The 16,585-nt window shown below is 64.4% G+C and carries 17 protein-coding genes; 4 read left to right on the forward strand and 13 right to left on the reverse strand.

The window, feature by feature from the left end; all coding sequences use genetic code 11:
• Window positions 1-18 precede the first annotated feature (18 nt).
• Entirely contained in the window at window positions 19-1,860 is a 1,842-nt protein-coding gene (gene recJ, locus P6U27_RS19000; RefSeq protein ID WP_407192313.1) for a single-stranded-DNA-specific exonuclease RecJ, read from the reverse strand.
• Window positions 1,861-2,147: 287 nt separating this feature from the next.
• On the opposite strand from recJ, the gene P6U27_RS19005 reads away from it, so the two are divergent.
• The 3 genes from P6U27_RS19005 to P6U27_RS19015 all read left to right on the forward strand — a co-directional run bounded on the left by P6U27_RS19005 (window position 2,148) and on the right by P6U27_RS19015 (window position 4,825).
• Window positions 2,148-3,224, forward strand: coding sequence for a methyl-accepting chemotaxis protein (locus P6U27_RS19005; RefSeq protein ID WP_122403367.1), 1,077 nt, complete (start codon window positions 2,148-2,150; stop codon window positions 3,222-3,224).
• 392 nt (window positions 3,225-3,616) lie between these two features.
• The gene (locus tag P6U27_RS19010; protein WP_122403368.1) at window positions 3,617-4,360 is read left to right on the forward strand and encodes an SDR family oxidoreductase; all 744 of its coding nucleotides are present in this window, start codon (window positions 3,617-3,619) and stop codon (window positions 4,358-4,360) included.
• Window positions 4,361-4,408: 48 nt separating this feature from the next.
• The gene (locus P6U27_RS19015; protein ID WP_407192314.1) at window positions 4,409-4,825 is read left to right on the forward strand and encodes a cupin domain-containing protein; all 417 of its coding nucleotides are present in this window, start codon (window positions 4,409-4,411) and stop codon (window positions 4,823-4,825) included.
• A 296-nt stretch (window positions 4,826-5,121) separates the two neighbouring features.
• On the opposite strand, the gene P6U27_RS19020 is transcribed toward P6U27_RS19015, so the two are convergent.
• The 10 genes from P6U27_RS19020 to P6U27_RS19065 form a co-directional block, all read right to left on the reverse strand.
• A complete protein-coding gene (locus P6U27_RS19020; RefSeq protein WP_407192315.1) occupies window positions 5,122-5,595 on the reverse strand; it encodes a GNAT family N-acetyltransferase in 474 nt (157 codons plus the stop codon).
• 144 nt (window positions 5,596-5,739) lie between these two features.
• Window positions 5,740-6,741, reverse strand: coding sequence for a L,D-transpeptidase family protein (locus P6U27_RS19025; protein WP_407192316.1), 1,002 nt, complete (start codon window positions 6,739-6,741; stop codon window positions 5,740-5,742).
• A 12-nt stretch (window positions 6,742-6,753) separates the two neighbouring features.
• Window positions 6,754-7,815, reverse strand: a complete 1,062-nt coding sequence (locus tag P6U27_RS19030; RefSeq protein WP_407192317.1) for a glycosyltransferase family 4 protein — start codon at window positions 7,813-7,815, stop codon at window positions 6,754-6,756.
• A 131-nt stretch (window positions 7,816-7,946) separates the two neighbouring features.
• Window positions 7,947-8,162: a hypothetical protein gene (locus P6U27_RS19035; RefSeq protein WP_122403373.1), complete on the reverse strand. Its 216-nt coding sequence runs from the start codon at window positions 8,160-8,162 to the stop codon at window positions 7,947-7,949.
• 139 nt (window positions 8,163-8,301) lie between these two features.
• Window positions 8,302-9,306, reverse strand: a complete 1,005-nt coding sequence (locus tag P6U27_RS19040) for a 4-hydroxythreonine-4-phosphate dehydrogenase PdxA (protein WP_407192318.1) — start codon at window positions 9,304-9,306, stop codon at window positions 8,302-8,304.
• Window positions 9,303-10,841: a tripartite tricarboxylate transporter permease gene (locus P6U27_RS19045; protein WP_407192319.1), complete on the reverse strand. Its 1,539-nt coding sequence runs from the start codon at window positions 10,839-10,841 to the stop codon at window positions 9,303-9,305. Before P6U27_RS19045 ends, P6U27_RS19040 begins: the two co-directional genes overlap by 4 nt.
• A gap of 12 nt (window positions 10,842-10,853) precedes the next feature.
• Window positions 10,854-11,336, reverse strand: a complete 483-nt coding sequence (locus P6U27_RS19050; protein ID WP_407192320.1) for a tripartite tricarboxylate transporter TctB family protein — start codon at window positions 11,334-11,336, stop codon at window positions 10,854-10,856.
• An 11-nt stretch (window positions 11,337-11,347) separates the two neighbouring features.
• A complete protein-coding gene (locus tag P6U27_RS19055; protein WP_407192321.1) occupies window positions 11,348-12,340 on the reverse strand; it encodes a Bug family tripartite tricarboxylate transporter substrate binding protein in 993 nt (330 codons plus the stop codon).
• Between the two features lie 46 nt (window positions 12,341-12,386).
• A complete protein-coding gene (locus tag P6U27_RS19060) occupies window positions 12,387-13,646 on the reverse strand; it encodes a CaiB/BaiF CoA transferase family protein (protein ID WP_407192322.1) in 1,260 nt (419 codons plus the stop codon).
• A 9-nt stretch (window positions 13,647-13,655) separates the two neighbouring features.
• Entirely contained in the window at window positions 13,656-14,450 is a 795-nt protein-coding gene (locus tag P6U27_RS19065) for an enoyl-CoA hydratase/isomerase family protein (RefSeq protein ID WP_407192323.1), read from the reverse strand.
• A gap of 116 nt (window positions 14,451-14,566) precedes the next feature.
• On the opposite strand from P6U27_RS19065, the gene P6U27_RS19070 reads away from it, so the two are divergent.
• Entirely contained in the window at window positions 14,567-15,232 is a 666-nt protein-coding gene (locus P6U27_RS19070; RefSeq protein WP_129142837.1) for a GntR family transcriptional regulator, read from the forward strand.
• 4 nt (window positions 15,233-15,236) lie between these two features.
• Here the strand turns inward: P6U27_RS19070 and P6U27_RS19075 are convergent, their stop codons facing one another.
• Together P6U27_RS19075 and P6U27_RS19080 are read right to left on the reverse strand one after the other, a co-directional pair.
• Window positions 15,237-15,677 (reverse strand): ASCH domain-containing protein, encoded by a 441-nt coding sequence (locus tag P6U27_RS19075; protein WP_209294265.1) that lies wholly within the window; start codon window positions 15,675-15,677, stop codon window positions 15,237-15,239.
• 78 nt (window positions 15,678-15,755) lie between these two features.
• On the reverse strand, window positions 15,756-16,475 hold the full coding sequence (locus P6U27_RS19080) for a haloacid dehalogenase type II (RefSeq protein ID WP_122403381.1): 720 nt from the start codon (window positions 16,473-16,475) through the stop codon (window positions 15,756-15,758).
• Between the last annotated feature and the right edge of the window lie 110 nt (window positions 16,476-16,585).

A 16,585-nucleotide genomic window follows, 5' to 3' on the forward strand; every position in this document is an offset into this window, starting at 1 on the left:
TGTTGTTCGAGGCCGTTGTCATCTAATCACGGATGGCCCCTGATCCGGTAGCGCGACGTCGACGACGCGAAATTGCACGCGCTCGGCGCCCTGGTAGCGATCGACCGAGAGCGAGCCCGCGACATGCATCTGCTGGCCGCGATTGGCGAGCAGCGCATTGCCGAGCTTCTGGCCGACCGAACGGAATGCGATGCCGTTGACGATAGCGCCGTCGCCCGCCTTGAAACGCAGGCGCAGATGCGCTTGCCCGACCTCGTCGGCAAACACGAGTTGATGCGCCGGCAGCGCCAGCACCGGCTCCGGATTGCCGCTGCCGAAGGGACCGGCGCGGTTGAGTGTCGTCGCCAGCTCCGGCGTCACCGCACGCGCGGAGACCGCGCCGTCGATGTAGAGCTCGTTGACATGGCGCGCCTCGGCGACGTCCTGCGCCAGCGCAGTCTCGAGATAGGCGCGGAACTCGGCGAGCTTCTCCTTCCGCAACGTCACGCCCGCGGCCATCGCGTGGCCGCCGCCCTTGAGCAGAATGCCGTCGGCAACCGCCTGCCGCACCGCCTTGCCGAGATCGACGCCGGCGATCGAGCGGCCCGAGCCGGTGCCGATGCCGCCGGGCTCCAGCGCGATGGCGAAGGCGGGCCGCGAGAATTTCTCCTTGAGACGCGAGGCGACGAGACCGACGACGCCGGGATGCCAGCCTTCAGACGCCGTGACGATGACGCCGAGCTTGTCTTCGAGACCAATCGCGGCCAGTGCCTCGGCCTCGGCCTGCGCTTCCGCCGCCTGCTCGATCACCCGGCGCTCATTGTTGAGCCGGTCGAGCTCGGCCGCGATCCGCGCTGCCTCGACACTGTCGGCTTCGAGCAGCAGCCGCACGCCGAGATCGGCGCGGCCGATGCGGCCGCCCGCATTGACGCGCGGCCCTAGCATGAAGCCGAGATGCCAGGCCTCGGGCGGGCCGTTCAGGCGCGCTACGTCCATCAGCGCGGTATGGCCGATATGATCGCGCCGTCGCATCGCGATCAGCCCCTTGGCTACGAAGGCGCGGTTGAGGCCGATCAGCGGCGCCACGTCGGCGACCGTGCCGAGCGCAACATGATGCAACATGCCGAGCAGATCGGGCTCGGGCATCTCGCTGCTCCAGAAGCCGCGCTGGCGCAGCTCGCGATTGATCGCGACCAGGGTCACCAGCACGAGGCCGACGGCGGCGAGGTGACCGAGGCCGGAGAGGTCATCGGGGCGGTTCGGATTGACCAGCGCGTCGACCTCGGGGAGATCAAGGCCGCATTGGTGGTGGTCGATCACCACCACGGACATGCCGAGCCGCTTGGCCTCGGCCAGCGGCTCGATGCTGGTGGTGCCGCAATCGACGGTGACGAGCAGCGTCGCGCCCTTCGCGGCGAGCGACTGCACCGCCTCAGTGTTCGGGCCGTAGCCTTCGAATATCCGATCGGGAATGTGGATCAGCGGATCAAGTCCGCAATGACGCAGATGCCAGGCGAGCAGCGCCGCCGAGGTCGCGCCGTCAACGTCGTAATCACCGAAGATCGCGACCTTCTCGCCTTTCGCCGCCGCATCGGCGATCCGCTTCGCGGCGGCCTCCATCTCTGTCACCGTGAACGGATCCGGCAGCAGCTTGCGGATGGTCGGATCGAGAAAATCCGGCACGGCGTCGATATCGATGCCGCGGCCGGCCAGCACCCGCGCCAGCAGCTCCGGCAGCCGGTGCCGCTGCACGATGGCGAGCGCCTGGGCCGCTCCGCGCCCGTCCAGCCGGTCACGCCAGAGCTTGTCTGTGAACGAGCGCGCCACGCCCAGGAAAGCCTGGGGCACTTCGATGGGCAAGGCGGTGGCGGGTGGCGTCATGACAGGAGGCAGGTTGATGGGAACTCGAAGGTCCAGGCGATCACGCGAACGCACGGTCCCTAGCTTCAAGAATTGGCCGGCAATCGGCCAGGATTTGCAACGGCCCGGCTACACAAAGCGGTGGATGACCCGCCCGACCGGCCGGAGTGACTACCATTTAGGCATTCCGCGGAACGGCAAATTAAGCGGGCGTTAGGCGGAATCCTCGAAAAAGAATCGTATTCGATCTGTGAGTTGTTGTTCCGGGTTCATTGCAGATCAGACCACATTGCCTAGGGAAGTCCCCGATGTCTGCTGCGCCGGGTCTGAAAGCCAAGCCGATTGCCACCGAACCTACGGACGATGATTCCGACATCTCCGCGCTGATCAACCGCCTCACCGCGGAGGTCAACCAGATCGCGATCGCCAAGACCAAGTCGATCCAGCAGATCACCAACCAGATGAAGATGCTGGCGCTGAACGCACTGATCGAGAGCTCGCGCGCCGGCGCGCAAGGCGCCGGCTTTGCGGTGGTGGCGCAGGAGGTGCGCGGCGTCGGCCAGCAGGTCGAGACCATCGCCCGCGAGCTCGAAACCCAATTGACGAAACGCACGGGCGATCTCGTCGCCTCGATCGAGCGCATGAGCCAGCGCTCCCGCGGCGAGCGGATGGTCGACCTGTCGCTCAATGCGATCGAGCTGATCGACCGCAATCTCTATGAACGCACCTGCGACGTGCGCTGGTGGGCGACCGACTCCGCCGTGGTCGATTGCGCGGCCTCGCCTGGCGCGGCGGCCGTCTCCCATGCCTCGCAGCGCCTCGGCGTGATCCTCGGCGCGTACACCGTCTATCTCGATCTCTGGCTCTGCGACCTCGACGGCAACGTCATCGCCAACGGCCGCGCCGACCGCTTCCGCGTCGTCGGCCAGAATGTCGCTCACACCAAATGGTTTCGCGAGGCGCGATCCTTGCACTCCGGTGACGACTATGTCGCCGGCGACGTCGAGAACCAGCCTCTGCTCGGCAATGCGCAGGTCGCGACCTATTGCGCCAGCGTCCGCGCCGGCGGCCAGGCCGGCGGCGCGCCGATCGGCGTGCTCGCCATCCATTTCGACTGGGAGCCACAGGCCCGCGCCATCGTCCAGGGCGTCCGCGTCGGCGATAGCGACAAGGCGCGTGTGCTGCTGGTCGATTCGAATTTGCGCGTGATCGCGGCCTCCGACGGCCAGGGCATCCTCACCGAGCGCATCTCGATCTCGCTGAACGGCCAGCGCTCCGGCTTCTATCACGAACGCACGGGTACGCTGGTCGCGTTCCATGCGACCCCGGGATACGAGACCTATCGCGGGCTCGGCTGGTACGGCGTGATCATCTGCGCGGCGTGAGGCGAGAGGCCGCCATCTCGCCTGCCCGATCAAAACTCGCGAAAACAACCCCATGCACAGTAGCTTGAGGTTTGTTTTCATTGGTGTTTTTTAAAGCCTTCGTTGCCGCCTCGCCTCCACCAAGACGCTTTGACACGTCGGGCAAAACACTGGCAATCTATCATCATCGCCGGTTGCGCTCACGGCCCGAGGGAATGATGCCCTTGCGATCCGATTTCGTGACGTCACAGCCCAGCTTCTAAAGCATTTTCCGGCAAGGCACGTCCGTTACAGGCAAGCGCCTGCGCCAAGGGTCGGATAGAGTCGCTTCGCATTACGTTGATCGACGCGAGAAGCGTGAGTTCCTCTTGGCCTGCATCGTCTCGCGCTCCGAAATAACGAGGAGACATGCCATGAAAATCGTCGTGATCGGCGGAACCGGATTGATCGGATCCAGGCTCGTGGCGAAGCTCAAACGGCAAGGCCACGACCCGGTGGCAGCCTCGCCGAAATCCGGCGTGAACGCCGTGACCGGCGAAGGTCTCGCGGCCGCCCTGGCCGGTGCTGATGTCGTCGTCGACGTCGCCAACGCGCCGTCCTGGGAGCCGGCCGCCGTGCTCGATTTCTTTCAGCGTTCGAGCAAGAATCTCGTCGCGGCAGAGGCTGCAGCGAGCGTGAAACATCACGTGGCGCTCTCGATCGTCGGAACCGACCGCTCACCCGACAACGCCTACTTCCGTGCCAAGCTGGCGCAGGAAACCATCATCAAGTCCGCCTCGGTCCCCTACTCGATCGTGCGCGCCACCCAGTTCTTCGAATTCCTCGGGGCCATCGCCGACGCCGGTGTGATCGACGGAAAGATCGTCGTTCCCACAGCTCAGTTTCAGCCGATCGCGGCCGATGACGTCGTCGATCGCCTCGCGGAGGTCGCGACCGGCCGGCCGCTCAACGGCACGATCGATATCGCTGGCCCTGAGAAGGCCCCCTTCAATGAATTCATCGCACGTCGCCTGAAGGCGTCCGGCGACACACGTCCCGTGATCGGAGATCCGACGGCGCTGTATTACGGCGCCCCCATCGACGACACATCGCTGAACCCGCTCGGTGAGGCGCGGCTCGGGACGACGTCGCTCGCAACATGGCTCGTAAGCCTCTGAGGCTCCGTCGGTCCTGCCATTACTCCAGCTGCAGCAGAGGGAAATCCCATGTGGAGATTGTTGATCGCAACGGCGGTTCATGCCGCAACCGTCCTGACCGCCCATGCGGCCGAGCCCGCCGCTCCATCGGCGAAGGTGTCGGTCGTGTTCGACCAGGCGCTGCCGAACGTCCCCGGCAAGAGCATGAAGGGTGTTCTGGTCGAGTATGGTCCCGGAGGCTCCTCGCCGGCCCACATCCACGCGCCCTCCGCCTTCATCTATGCCACGGTCCTGGAAGGCGCGATCCGCAGTCAGGTCAATGACGGCCCCGCAAAAGTCTTTCACAAGGGAGAGAACTTCTTTGAAAAGCCCGGCGACCGCCATGCCGTCAGCGCCAATGCCAGCGACACCGAGCCTGCGAAGCTGCTTGCCGTGTTCGTGGTGGATACAGCCGACAAGGAGCTGACGACACCGACCGCAAAGTAGCAGGGATTGACCATGTCGCGTTGCTGCGCGCGATGACCATGTCATCCTGGCGGCGCAGCGGCGTGTCAGCATAGACAATGATCAACTCGCCGCGACAAATGCCGCCAGAGAAGGCGCTCGCACTGATCGTCATTGATTGCCGACAGATGCAGTGCCCCATCCCACCGGTCCACCAAAGTTTCGTATCCTCTGGTCCGCTCGATCGGCGCGACAAACGGCAGATCCGCCTTGGACACCTTCTCGAGATTGAAATTAGCGTGACGCCGCGGCTCCGAAGCGGGTTGAAAATGTCGAGTTCATAACTCCATGTGCACGATCTCGATAGGCTCGCCACCAAGACCGTGGGAGAAATAGCCTCTTCCTGTGCTTCGAAAGCCGCACTTTCGGTAGAAGCCTTCGGCATTGATCGTCGCTTCGAGTCTTATCGGTCCGTTGTGGCCCAACCGCGCCTGGGCGATACCGATTTCGAGCAGACGCCGGCCGATTCCAGACCCCGCGGTTTCGGGCAAGACAAACAGCCTGGTTACCTCGCCGGGTTCGGCGTCGACAAATCCGACCGCAACGCCGTTTCGCAAGCATATGGTCATTCGTCCCCTGGCGATGAGCTCCTCATAGAACGCCGGCGTGCGCTCACCCATCCAGTTCTCCAGTTGCGCCCGCGAATAGGAGGCCGCTGCAAGGCCGCGGATCGATGCCAGAGTGATGTTGAAAACCGTTGCAGCGTCGTCGCGTCGAGCTGCCCTGAAGCAAAAGTCGCCGTCGAGTAACATGAGAGGTGGGCTCCGGGAGTACCCTTATCGGGTCAGCAGATTTGGATTGATAGCAATCCATGGCGGAGTCAATCCGGACGTGATTTTCTCTGCAGCGGGATGCGGCCGACAAGCCGTCGGCGATAGCCATCGCCAAGTCCCGCGTCAGCCCGAACCATCCACGAACGCGACCTGCGTACCCTTCGAGACGCTGGCTGCGACACGCTCTGCATCCCAGTTGGTGAGACGCACGCAGCCGTGCGACTGAACCTTCGAAATCTTTCCCGGCGATGGCGTTCCGTGAATGCCGTAGCCTTCGGCGGAGAGGTTGATCCAGACCGTTCCAACCGGATTGTTCGGGCCGGGATTGATCTTGAAGGGCCTGTGGGAACGAACATCCTTGAAGTGGTAGGCGGGATTGTAGCGGTAGGTCGGATTTCGGCTGATCTCCGTGACCTTGAACGTACCCGAGGGCGACGGCTTCTCCTCGCTGCCAACGGTCGCGGGATAGAACCCGATCAGCACGTTCGATTTGTCGAACAGCTTCACCGTCTGGCGCCGCTTGTCGATCTCGATCCTGTCGGCCTTGGTGGGGGACGCAGCGCTTCCGCCATGGGTGCTGTCCACCACGACGATGGTCTCGCCGGCGCGGTCAAATTGCCGGCCGGGGTTCAGCGCCGCCAGGAGCTGCTCGCTCATGTGAAATTTCTCGGCCAGTGCTTCGCGCGGACTGGTGAAGCTGAGCTTCGGGATGCCCTTCATCTCCTCCATCCTCGATGGCAGCTTGCGCAGGAACGGGCCCGCGACATCCTGCTCGGCGATGGTGTAGGTCATCGTCGCCGGTCGATCGTCCGCCCGCAGCGCCTTCCAGACCTCATCCGTCAGAGCGTCCGAACTCGGCAATTGCTGCGCTTCCGTATAGGCCCGGAGCGCCTTTCTGGCATTCTCGCCGAACCTGCCGTCGATCTCGCCGGGCGAGAAATGCGCCCTATCCAAGAGAACCTGCAGCCGCACCCCCGCCGGGGTGGGCTTGTCGTTGGAGAGAGTCGTCTTTGACGGTTCGGCGGAATTGATGGCGTCCACGGTCATCTCGGCGCCAAACGCCGGCAATGCCGCCAAGGCGAAGACAAGAAAGATGCAAATCTGCCCCGCTTTCGTCAGCGACATTGCCATCTCCTTTCATGGTTCCAACGGCTGCGTGTCGAGTCCTCGTGCTGCCGGGGCAATCAGCTCCCGGTATCGTTCTTCGTATTGTTGCGCCATTCGGCGTGCAGTGAAGCGCTCCTCGAACCGGGCGCGCACCCTCTTTCGATCCAGCTTGGCCAATTCGCCGACCGCCTTGACGGCTTGCTCCTCGCTCTCGACGATGAAACCGGTCAGGCCGTGTTCGATGACCTCAGGAACCGAGCCGGAGCGATAGGCGATCACCGGTGTTCCGCACGCCATCGCCTCGATCATGACCAATCCGAAGGGCTCCGGCCAAGCGATTGGAAATACCAGAGCGGCTGCTCCGCGAAGCAATGATTGCTTCTTCACGTCGTCGACTTCGCCGACGAGCTGGATCTTCTCGCCGTCGATCCGGGGCGCGAGGCGTTTCCTGAAGTAGGCAGTCTCGGCGCGCGGAATCTTCGCGGCGATGCGGAGAGGCATCCGGGCGGCGTGCGCGATACGGATGGCGTCCTCTGGACCCTTGTCCGCCGTGAGACGGCCAAGAAACGCCAGATAGGACCCGCCACCGTAGGAGGCGTGCAACAGCTCCGAGGGCAATCCGTGCTGGATCGTTCCAATCCATTTCGCCTCCGGAAGCGGCAGGCGCTGGTGATCGGAAATCGAGACGAACCTCGCATCGGGGAATTGCCGAACCACGTCAGGCAGCCCAGGCAGATCGAGCCGGCCATGCAGGGTTGTCAGGAACGGCACGCCAAGGCGGCTGAGCAATGGCAGATGCAGCCAGTCGACATGGGCGTGGATCACATCGAAGTCTCTGGCTCGTTTCGCGATTGCCTCCAGCAGCATCGCGCAGGCTGCACTCGGATCGGTGCCCTTCCGGCCGAGACGCAGCGCGCGCGGCCACACCGGGTGGAGCTTGCCCGTCGTTCGGGAGTCACCGCTGGCGAAGAGGGTGACGTCGTGGCCGCGCTCGACGAGCTCATCTACAAGCCAGGCCACCACCCGCTCGGTGCCGCCGTAGAGCTTCGGAGGGACGCTTTCGGCCAGGGGAGCGAGCTGGGCGATGCGCATGAGAGCCTGCTACACCGCTGAACGAAGAATGAACACGATAGCTGCGGATAGAAGATTCGAAATCGCCAGCAGCGTCCAATCCGGCCTCGCGCTTGCGCTCGCCACGCGACAGGCGAGGCCCTCAATGAACCTCAACATTCGTCATCGGAAAGCCGCTCGAGATAGGCAAGCCCGAATGCTGCGAGTTCCTGGGCGTCGCCGTTACTCTCCCGCGCTTCCCGCCTCCCTTGCAGATGACGCTCGAGCAGGCAGCGACGGCCATCCGCAGCATCGACATCGCGATGCCGGGCGCGGTACACGCACCATGCGGTGTCCACCGCAGTTCGTAGTGGGCCGTCATCGACCATGTTCCAGCTCCGACGTGGGAGATGTTCATGGGTCGCCAACTCGTCGCGACGGCGGAAGTTTCCAGTTTTTCCCTAAAGTCTAAGTCTGCGCGCAGGGCGCGCGCGGTAGTCGGCGCTCGCTCCCCCGGTGCGGGCAAAATCAGCCAGAACGAGTCCCCGCCATCTCCGTTGCGAGCAGCAGAGCAGCGCGGCTAGCGCCAATCGATGCGACGCCTTGCCCTGCGATGTCGTAGGCAGTGCCGTGCGCGGGCGTGCAGATCGGGAACGGGAAGCCGCCAAGCAACGTCACGCCACGATCGAAGCCCATCAGCTTCATGGCGATCTGGCCCTGGTCATGATACATGGTCAGCACGGCATCGAACGCGCCGGCCCTGGCGCGCAGGAACACGGTGTCGGCCGGGAACGGTCCCTCCGCGGCAATGCCCTCGCGCTGGCCGTCCGCGACCACCGGCGCAATCACCTCGATCTCCTCGCGGCCGAAATTGCCGCCGTCGCCGGCGTGCGGATTGAGGCCTGCGACGGCGATGCGCGGCCGCGCGAAGCCGGCCTTGCGCATGCAGGAATCGGTCAGCCTGAGCGCGCGATGAATGCGCTCGCTCGACAGCTTTGCAGCCACGTCCTTGAGCGGGATGTGCGAAGTGACCCGTGCATTCCAGAGCCGGTCCAGCACGTTGAATTCGCTTGCCGGCGTCTTGAGGCCGACGACCTCGGCCGAGAACGCGATCTCGTCATCGTACTCGGCACGGGCAAAACGCATCGCCTGCTTGTTGAAGGGGGTGAAACAGACCGCGTCGACGTGGCCGTCGCGGCCGAGTTCGAGCGCGTGCCGATAGTTCGTCAGCGCGAATTTGCCGCCGGCAAGGGTCGCGGTCCTCGGCTCGACCTCGCTGAGGTCGAGGTGGCGGAGATCGACGAACAGTGCATCTTCCTGCGCCGCGCGAAGGTCGACACCCTGGTCCACCATCGTCAGCTCCGGCTCGAGGCCGGCAATGCGCGCGCCTTCGTCGAAGATGCGGCGGTCGCCGATGACGACGAGCCGACAGCTCGCGCGGATGTCGTCCTGCGCCACTAGCTTCGCCGTCAGCTCGGGGCTGATGCCGGCGGGATCTCCCATTGCCAATGCAATGAGCGGCTTTGCGGTCATATGATCACCTTTTCCTGGGCTGGCGTGTCGATTGCGGGCGACGCTGGCCTGCGCCAGAGACGTGTGAGCTGCAAGACCAGCGGCAGCAGCAGCAGCGCGATGCCGCCCACGATCAGGCACGTCACCAACTTGTTCGCAAAGAAGATGCCAAGTGATCCCTTTGAGATCAGCATCGATTGCCGGAACGCGTCCTCGGCCTTGTCGCCGATCACGATCGCGAGCACGAGCGGCGCCAGCGGATAGAACAGCTTCTTGAAGAGATAGCCGACGATGCCGAACCCCAGCATCATGACCACGTCGAGATAGGAGTTCGAGACCGAATAGGCGCCGACGACGCAGATGATCACGATCAGGGGCGCGATCACGACGAAGGGAATCCGCATCAAGGCGGCGAACACGGGCACGGTCATCAGCACCAGCGCGACCGCGACGATGTTGCCGACATACATCGAGGCGATCAGGCCCCAGACGAAGTCCTTGCTATCGACGAACAGCATCGGCCCGGGATTGAGACCCCAGATCATCAACCCGCCCATCATCACGGCCGCAGTGGCCGAGCCTGGAATGCCGAGCGAGAGCATCGGCAACAGCGCACTGGTCCCGGCGGCATGATCGGCGGTCTCCGGCGAGATGATGCCTTCGACCTCTCCGGTGCCGAAATGCCGGCTGCGGCGGGAGAAGCGGCGGGCGATGCCGTAGCTCATGAAGGAGGCCGCGGTCGGGCCGCCCGGCGTGATCCCCATCCAGCAGCCGATCGCGGCGCTGCGCAGCAGGGCAACGCCATGCCGCGGCAGGCGCCCGACGGCGCGAAACACCTCGCGCCAATCGATCTTCGAGGAGACGGCGCGGGCGTGAAACTCCTCCTCGACCGCGACCAGGAGCTCGCCGATGCCGAACAGGCCCATCACCGCGACGACGAAGCTGACGCCCTTGACCAGCTCATCTACGCCCATGGTGAGACGCACGCTGCCGGAGACCGTGTCGATGCCGATGGCGGCGATCGCAAAGCCGATCGCCAGCGCCACGACGGTCTTGACCGGTGCCGCACCGCCCATGCCGACGAAGCTGGCAAAGGCGAGGAAATAGACCGCAAAATACTCGGCCGGCCCGAACGCGAGCGCAACCTGCGCCACCCAGGATGCGAGGAAGGTGATCAGGATGACGCCGATCAGCGCGCCGAAAGCCGCGGAGCCGAAGGCGGTCGCGAGCGCCGTGGTCGGCCGGCCGTCGCGTGCCATCGGATAGCCGTCGAAGGTGGTCGCGACCGACGATGGCTCGCCGGGAATGTTGAACAGGATCGAGGTCACCGAGCCGCCGAACAGCGCGCCCCAATACATGCTCGAGAGCAGGATGATCGCTGAGACCGGCTGCATGCCGAAGGTCAGCGGCAATAGCAGCGACACCCCGTTCGGCGCGCCCAGTCCCGGCAGCACGCCGACGAGAATGCCGAGCAGCACGCCAACCGCCATCAGGGCCAGATGCGGCACCGTGACCGCGATGGTGAAGCCGTGCAGGAGGTCCTGGAGATTGTCCATCTCGCTGCCCCCTCAGAAACCAAGCGCCGCGGCGAGCGCGCCGTGCGGCAGGCTGACTTGGAATAAGCGCTCGAACACGACGTAGAGCGCGAGCGCCGTGGCCGCCGCCATGGCGAGCGCGCGCGGCATGGATTGGTGCCTGGGGATCGCCAGCACCGAAAAGACATACAGAGCCGAGGCGACGTACATCCCGGCAAGCGGGATCGCAGCGACGAAGATCGCAGCCGGTACGAACAGGCCGGCGAGCCGCCGCAGCTCGATGGACGTGATGGCGATGGGGACGTTTGCCACTGTCGCGGCCGACAGCACGCCGCGCACCAGATTGTAGAGGCTCCCGAGCACGATGACGATGCCGGTCAGGAACGGGAACGTGCCGGCATCGACGCCTGCGCTCGACCAGCCGATGCCGTTGTCGACGCTGGAGACGACGACGGCGACACCGAAGCTGCCGGCGAGGACGGCGGTCGCAAGTTCAAGCGCACGACGGGAGATCATGGCGTAATGCCTTACTTGACCAGCCAGCCCTGCTCGCTCGCGACCTGCTTGACGTGATCGAGGTCCTCCTTGATGAATTTGTCGAACTCGGCACCGGTCAGGAACGTGTCGACCTGGGAGGTCTTCTCGATGTAGTCCTTCCACTCCGGCGTTGCCTGCACTTTCCTCATGAGGTCGACATAGAACGCGGCCTGCTCCGGCGTGACCTTGCCGGGCAGCCACACGGTGCGCGGCTGCTCATATTGCTTGATGTCGAGGCCCTGCTCGACGCAGGTCGGCACATCGCTCCAGCTTTCGGTCGCGGTGACCTTCGGCCCCTGCGGCAGCCGCTTCGGGCTGAACACGCAGAGCGGCCGCTGCGTGCCGCCCCGCCATTGCCCGAGGCTTTCGCTGGGATTGTTGACGTGGGAGTCGAGATGTCCGCCGGCGAGCTGCACGGCGGTCTCGGCGCCGCTCTTGAAAGGGATATAGGTCAGCTTGACCTTGCCGGCCTTCTCGATCATGCGCGTCAGCACCTCGTCGGTGTCCTTCGACTGCGCGCCGCCCATCTTGAATTCGCCCGATGCGGCCGCCTTGAGATAGTCGCCCGCCGTCTTGTACGGCGCGTCCTGCTTGACCCAGAGCAAGAACTCGTCCTGCGCCATCGCCGCGATCGGGGTGAGATCGGTGTAGTTGAAGGCGACCTTGGAGACGAGCGGTTGCTGCCAGGCATTCGAGGTGCCGAAGATCACCTTGTAGGGGTCGCCCGCGGAGGCCTTGCCGTAGACATAGCCTTCGGCGCCGCTGCCGCCGCCCTTGTTGACGACGACGATCGGCTGCTCCGTCAGCTTGTGCTTGGTGATGATGTTCTGCACCGCGCGCGCGAGATTGTCGGTGCCGCCGCCAGGCCCGGCGGTGGCGACGAACTCGATCGGCTTTTGTGGTTGCCAGGCGGCACTCGCCGGCATCGTGCCGACCAGCACGGCTACGGCCGCAGAGAGCAGAAATGTTGACGTCCGACCCATGATTTCCTCCAGCTGATCTTGTCTTTTGTTGTTGTCGGCCCCCTGTTCAGGCGACGCGTTCCTCGCGTTGTCCCGATGCGAGCACGATCGCGCCTTCTTTTTCGAGCGCTTCGATTCGTGACTGGTCGAACCCGTGCTCGGCCAGCACCTCGCTCGTGTGCTCACCATAGACCGGCGCGCCTGACAGCACTTTGCCTGGCGTCTCCGAAAACTTGATCGGAAGCCCGATCGTCTTGACCGGGCCGAGCGTGGAGTGCTCGACCTCGACGACCATCTCGCGCGCCAGCGTCTGCGGATCGTTTAAGGCCTCCAGCATGTCGTGCACGGGGCCGCACGGCACGCCCCTCTCGTCCAGCGCCGCCAGCCAATGCGCCCGCGACTTGGTGCGGAAGCGTTCGCTCAGGACGGATTCGAGCTCTTTCAGATTGGCCATGCGATCGGCGCCCGTGACGAAGCGCGGATCGGCGGCAAGCTCGCTCGCGCCGAGCGCTTCCAGCATCAGCAGCCAATGCTTCTTGTTGGCGCCGCCGACCACGAGCCAGCCGTCCGAGGCTTCGAACGCCTGATACGGCGCATTGAGCGGATGCGCCGAGCCCATGGCGCGCGGCGCCGTGCCGGCCGCAAGCGCAATGGTCGACTGCCAATAGGTCTGCACCAGGGCGGCTTCATAGAGCGAGGTCTCGACCCACTGCCCTTTGCCGGTCTTGAGACGATGCGCGTAGGCCGCAAGGATGCCCATGCTCGCGAGCAGGCCGGCCGTGATGTCGGACAGCGGCGGACCGCATTTGACGGGCGGACCGTCCGGGCGTTCGCCGGTAAAGCTCATGATGCCGCTCATCGCCTGCGCGACGAGGTCAAATCCCCTGCGGTGCTTGTAGGGACCGGTGCGGCCGAAACCCGACAGCGAGCAGTAGATCAGTGCCGGGAATTCCGTGTGCAGCGCCTCGTAGCCGAAGCCGAGGCGCTCCATCGCGCCCGGCGCAAAGTTCTCGACCAGCACGTCGGCATCCGCGATCAGCCGTCGCAGCACCTGTTTGCCACCGTCGGTCTTCAGATCCAGCACGATGCCGCGCTTGTTGCGGTTCATCATCAGGAAGGACGCCGCCTCCTCGCCGATCTTCGGCGGCACCGAATGGCGGGTGTCGTCACCGTTGGGCCACTTCTCGATCTTGATGACGTCGGCGCCCATGTCGGCGAGCATCAAGGTGCAGGTCGGCCCGGCCATGACATGGGTGAGATCGATGACCTTGAGGCCGGCCAGCGGTCCCGAACGGCGGGAGGTGGATTGAGATCGGTCGCTTTGCATCGGCTCGTCCTATTGGCCGCGCCATTGCGGCGCGCGCTTGTTGAGGAAAGCATCGAGCCCTTCGCGAAAGTCCTGGCTCGTGTAGCACATCAGGATGAGGTCCTCGCCCTCGTCCCGGGTCAGCCGCCTTTGCAGGCGGGCGACCGCCTGCTTGGTCGCATTCAGCGTCAGCGGCGCATGGCTCGCGAGGAGGCGGGCCACCTCCTCGGCACGCTGGTCGAGGGCCGCAAGATCGTCGACGACCTCGCCCAGCAGCCCGATGCTCGCAGCCTCCGCGGCATCGACAAGGCGCGCGGTGAAGATGAGATCCTTGACGCGCGCGGCGCCGATGAGCGCGGTGAGACGGCTGACATTGGACATCGACAGGCAGTTGCCGAGCGTCCTGGCGATGGGGAATCCGATTCTCGCAGCTTTCGTGCCGATGCGGAGGTCGCAGGCCGCAGCAATGCCCGCCCCGCCTCCGGTACAGAACCCGTTGATCGCCGCGATCGTCGGCACCCGGCACTGCTCCAGCGTGGTCAGCACGCGATCGATGCGGTTCTCGTAGTCGATCGCGTCCTGCGGCGTCCTGAATTCGCGGAACTGGTTGATGTCCGTGCCCGAGGCGAAGGCCTTGTCGCCGGCCCCGCGCAGCACCAGCACCTTGATCGCATGGTCGCGGTTGGCCTCCTCGCAGATCGCGGCAAGCCGTTCGTACATGGCGAAGGTGAAGGCATTGCGGGCCTGCGGTCGGTTGAAGGTGATCCGCCCGATGCCGTCGTCGCGCTCGAAGACGAGGTCTTCTGCCGCCAGTTGCAGGTCCATTTCCTCACACCTTTCTGTCTTTTGCATTTTTGAATGCAAAATTTGGAATTTTCAAGCTATAACTTACAAATAGATGCGTATAAGTTCACTTTTGCATTCAAATTGAGCTCGGACCCATGCTTCATGAGGAAGTCGTCGGCCGCATCCGCGCCATCCTGCTCGACGGCGAAATCCCCCCGGGTGCGAGGATTCCGGAGCGCGAGCTGTGCGAGCGGCTCGAGATTTCGCGCACGCCGCTGCGCGAGGCGCTCAAGGTGCTGGCGGCGGAAGGGCTGGTGCAGCTGCTGCCGCATCGCGGCTCGCGCGCAGCAAAACTGACCGACAAGGACATGCGCGACCTGTTCGAGGTCTGCCAGGGGCTGGAGGCCCTCGCCGGCGAGCTCGCCTGCGAGCGCATCACGGACGCCGAGATCGACGCGATCGCCACGGCCCATGCGGCCATGGTGCAGCATTATCGCGACGGCGACCTGATCCAGTACTATCGCGGCAACCGCGCCATTCACGAAGCCATCGTCACCGCAGCCGGAAATCCCGTGCTCGCGGGGCTTTACACCTCGGTGACCGCGCGCATCCGGCGGGCGCGCTACGTCACGCCGATGACGCCGCAGCGCTGGGCATTCGCGGTGAAGGAGCATGAGGCGATCCTCAACGCGCTTCAGCGCCGCGACGGCGTCGGCCTCGCCCACATCCTGCGTGCGCATCTGCGTCACAAGCGCGAAGAGGTTCTACAGGCGGGCTTTGCCGAGACCGAGGGCGGCGATCTTACGCTGCGTATCGCGTGAGGTGCTATCCCCCGGGCTCCGTCAGTTCGAACGAGCCCTCGGGTGGACTGTCGCCGAAGACCTCGACCAGACGAAAACGCTCGCACATCAGCATCATGTCATCGCTATATCGTCCGAGCCTGCCGAAATAGGACTGATGGGCGCGGCGCCAATAGGCCAAGCTCCGGTCGCCTTCTCCCTCCTCATACGCAAACGCTGCGTCGACCTCGTTGAAGCGCCGATACGTCACGTCGACGGATTCGATGACGCAACGCGGCTCTCCTCGGCCGTCGAGCACGACCCAGCGCTCACCGGGCGTGGAGGTGTTCGGCTCGTCTTCCGTGCTGCACGTCGCCGTTTTGATGCCCTTGATGACGAGCTCGACCAGTTCATCCGCCAGCGCGGGGCTGTCGCCGAACGCGAAGGTTCGGAGATGTCGATATGGTTCGGGGATCCGCTTGCCCATGCTCTTCGCATCCCATGTTGCCTGCGCCAAGGCGTCCCCGAAAAGCAACCGAAGCCGATCGCATCTGGAAAACGCGGCCTAGCAGCCCAATCTATCGGCGATGCCGCCAAAGTCCTTTGCAACGATGTCCCAATTGCCGGTCGCCTCGAAATCGACCTTCTGCAAAGGACCGTATTCGGTCGGTCGCGCCACGAAGGCAGTCTTCAGCCCGTACTTCTGCGCGGCAGCGAGATCGCCGTTGTGGGCGGCGACCATCATCACCTCTTCCGGCTTGAGGCACAGCAGACGGGCGGCGCCGAGATAGGTCTCGGGATCAGGCTTGTAGTGCTCGAATAGCTCGGCCGACATGATGAGGTCCCACGGGAGCCCTGCAAACTTCGCCATGTTGGTGAGCAGCGCCACGTTGCCGTTCGAGAGCGGCGCGATCACGAATTTGGATTTCAGCCGCTTGAGGCCGGCGACGCTATCGGGCCAGGGATGCAGGCGGTGCCAGCCCTTGGTGAGATAATCGAGATCGGCCTCGGTGAGGCCCTTGATTTCGAGTTTCTCGACCAGCTTCTCCAGCGAGCGGCGGTGCAGATCGTCGAGCATGACGTAGCCGCGTTCCGGGTGCTTGCGCACATCATCCATGGACGCGACGTACATGCCGCGCCAGCCGTCGACCAGCGCGGTCCAGTCGGTGGCGATGCCGCGCTGTTTGCCCCACCACATGAAGTCGCTGATCAGGCTGGTGCGCCAGTCGACCACGGTGCCGAACACGTCGAAGACGAGGGCTTTGACGGCGGAGAGATCGGACATGTGCGCTTCCCATTTGTTCTTATCATTGTCATTCCGGGCGATGGGTCCGCGCCACGCACGGCCCTGAGAACCCGGAATCTCGCGCTGTCATCTCTGGATTCCGGGTTCGA

Origin of the sequence: Bradyrhizobium sp. STM 3566 (assembly GCF_045571445.1) — a bacterium.
In the GTDB taxonomy this organism is placed as follows: domain Bacteria; phylum Pseudomonadota; class Alphaproteobacteria; order Rhizobiales; family Xanthobacteraceae; genus Bradyrhizobium; species Bradyrhizobium vignae.

Excerpts from the sequence above, each read along its gene's own strand:
- P6U27_RS19045 (WP_407192319.1), bottom strand. The coding sequence starts at position 10,841 with ATGGACAATCTCCAGGACCTCCTGCACGGCTTCACCATCGCGGTCACG.
- P6U27_RS19020 (WP_407192315.1), bottom strand. The coding sequence starts at position 5,595 with ATGTTACTCGACGGCGACTTTTGCTTCAGGGCAGCTCGACGCGACGAC.
- P6U27_RS19030 (WP_407192317.1), bottom strand. The coding sequence starts at position 7,815 with ATGCGCATCGCCCAGCTCGCTCCCCTGGCCGAAAGCGTCCCTCCGAAG.
- P6U27_RS19055 (WP_407192321.1), bottom strand. The coding sequence starts at position 12,340 with ATGGGTCGGACGTCAACATTTCTGCTCTCTGCGGCCGTAGCCGTGCTG.
- P6U27_RS19080 (WP_122403381.1), bottom strand. The coding sequence starts at position 16,475 with ATGTCCGATCTCTCCGCCGTCAAAGCCCTCGTCTTCGACGTGTTCGGC.
- P6U27_RS19065 (WP_407192323.1), bottom strand. The coding sequence starts at position 14,450 with ATGGACCTGCAACTGGCGGCAGAAGACCTCGTCTTCGAGCGCGACGAC.
- P6U27_RS19075 (WP_209294265.1), bottom strand. The coding sequence starts at position 15,677 with ATGGGCAAGCGGATCCCCGAACCATATCGACATCTCCGAACCTTCGCG.
- P6U27_RS19035 (WP_122403373.1), bottom strand. The coding sequence starts at position 8,162 with ATGGTCGATGACGGCCCACTACGAACTGCGGTGGACACCGCATGGTGC.
- P6U27_RS19010 (WP_122403368.1), top strand. The coding sequence starts at position 3,617 with ATGAAAATCGTCGTGATCGGCGGAACCGGATTGATCGGATCCAGGCTC.
- P6U27_RS19005 (WP_122403367.1), top strand. The coding sequence starts at position 2,148 with ATGTCTGCTGCGCCGGGTCTGAAAGCCAAGCCGATTGCCACCGAACCT.
- P6U27_RS19015 (WP_407192314.1), top strand. The coding sequence starts at position 4,409 with ATGTGGAGATTGTTGATCGCAACGGCGGTTCATGCCGCAACCGTCCTG.
- P6U27_RS19040 (WP_407192318.1), bottom strand. The coding sequence starts at position 9,306 with ATGACCGCAAAGCCGCTCATTGCATTGGCAATGGGAGATCCCGCCGGC.
- recJ (WP_407192313.1), bottom strand. The coding sequence starts at position 1,860 with ATGACGCCACCCGCCACCGCCTTGCCCATCGAAGTGCCCCAGGCTTTC.
- P6U27_RS19070 (WP_129142837.1), top strand. The coding sequence starts at position 14,567 with ATGCTTCATGAGGAAGTCGTCGGCCGCATCCGCGCCATCCTGCTCGAC.
- P6U27_RS19060 (WP_407192322.1), bottom strand. The coding sequence starts at position 13,646 with ATGCAAAGCGACCGATCTCAATCCACCTCCCGCCGTTCGGGACCGCTG.
- P6U27_RS19050 (WP_407192320.1), bottom strand. The coding sequence starts at position 11,336 with ATGATCTCCCGTCGTGCGCTTGAACTTGCGACCGCCGTCCTCGCCGGC.
- P6U27_RS19025 (WP_407192316.1), bottom strand. The coding sequence starts at position 6,741 with ATGTCGCTGACGAAAGCGGGGCAGATTTGCATCTTTCTTGTCTTCGCC.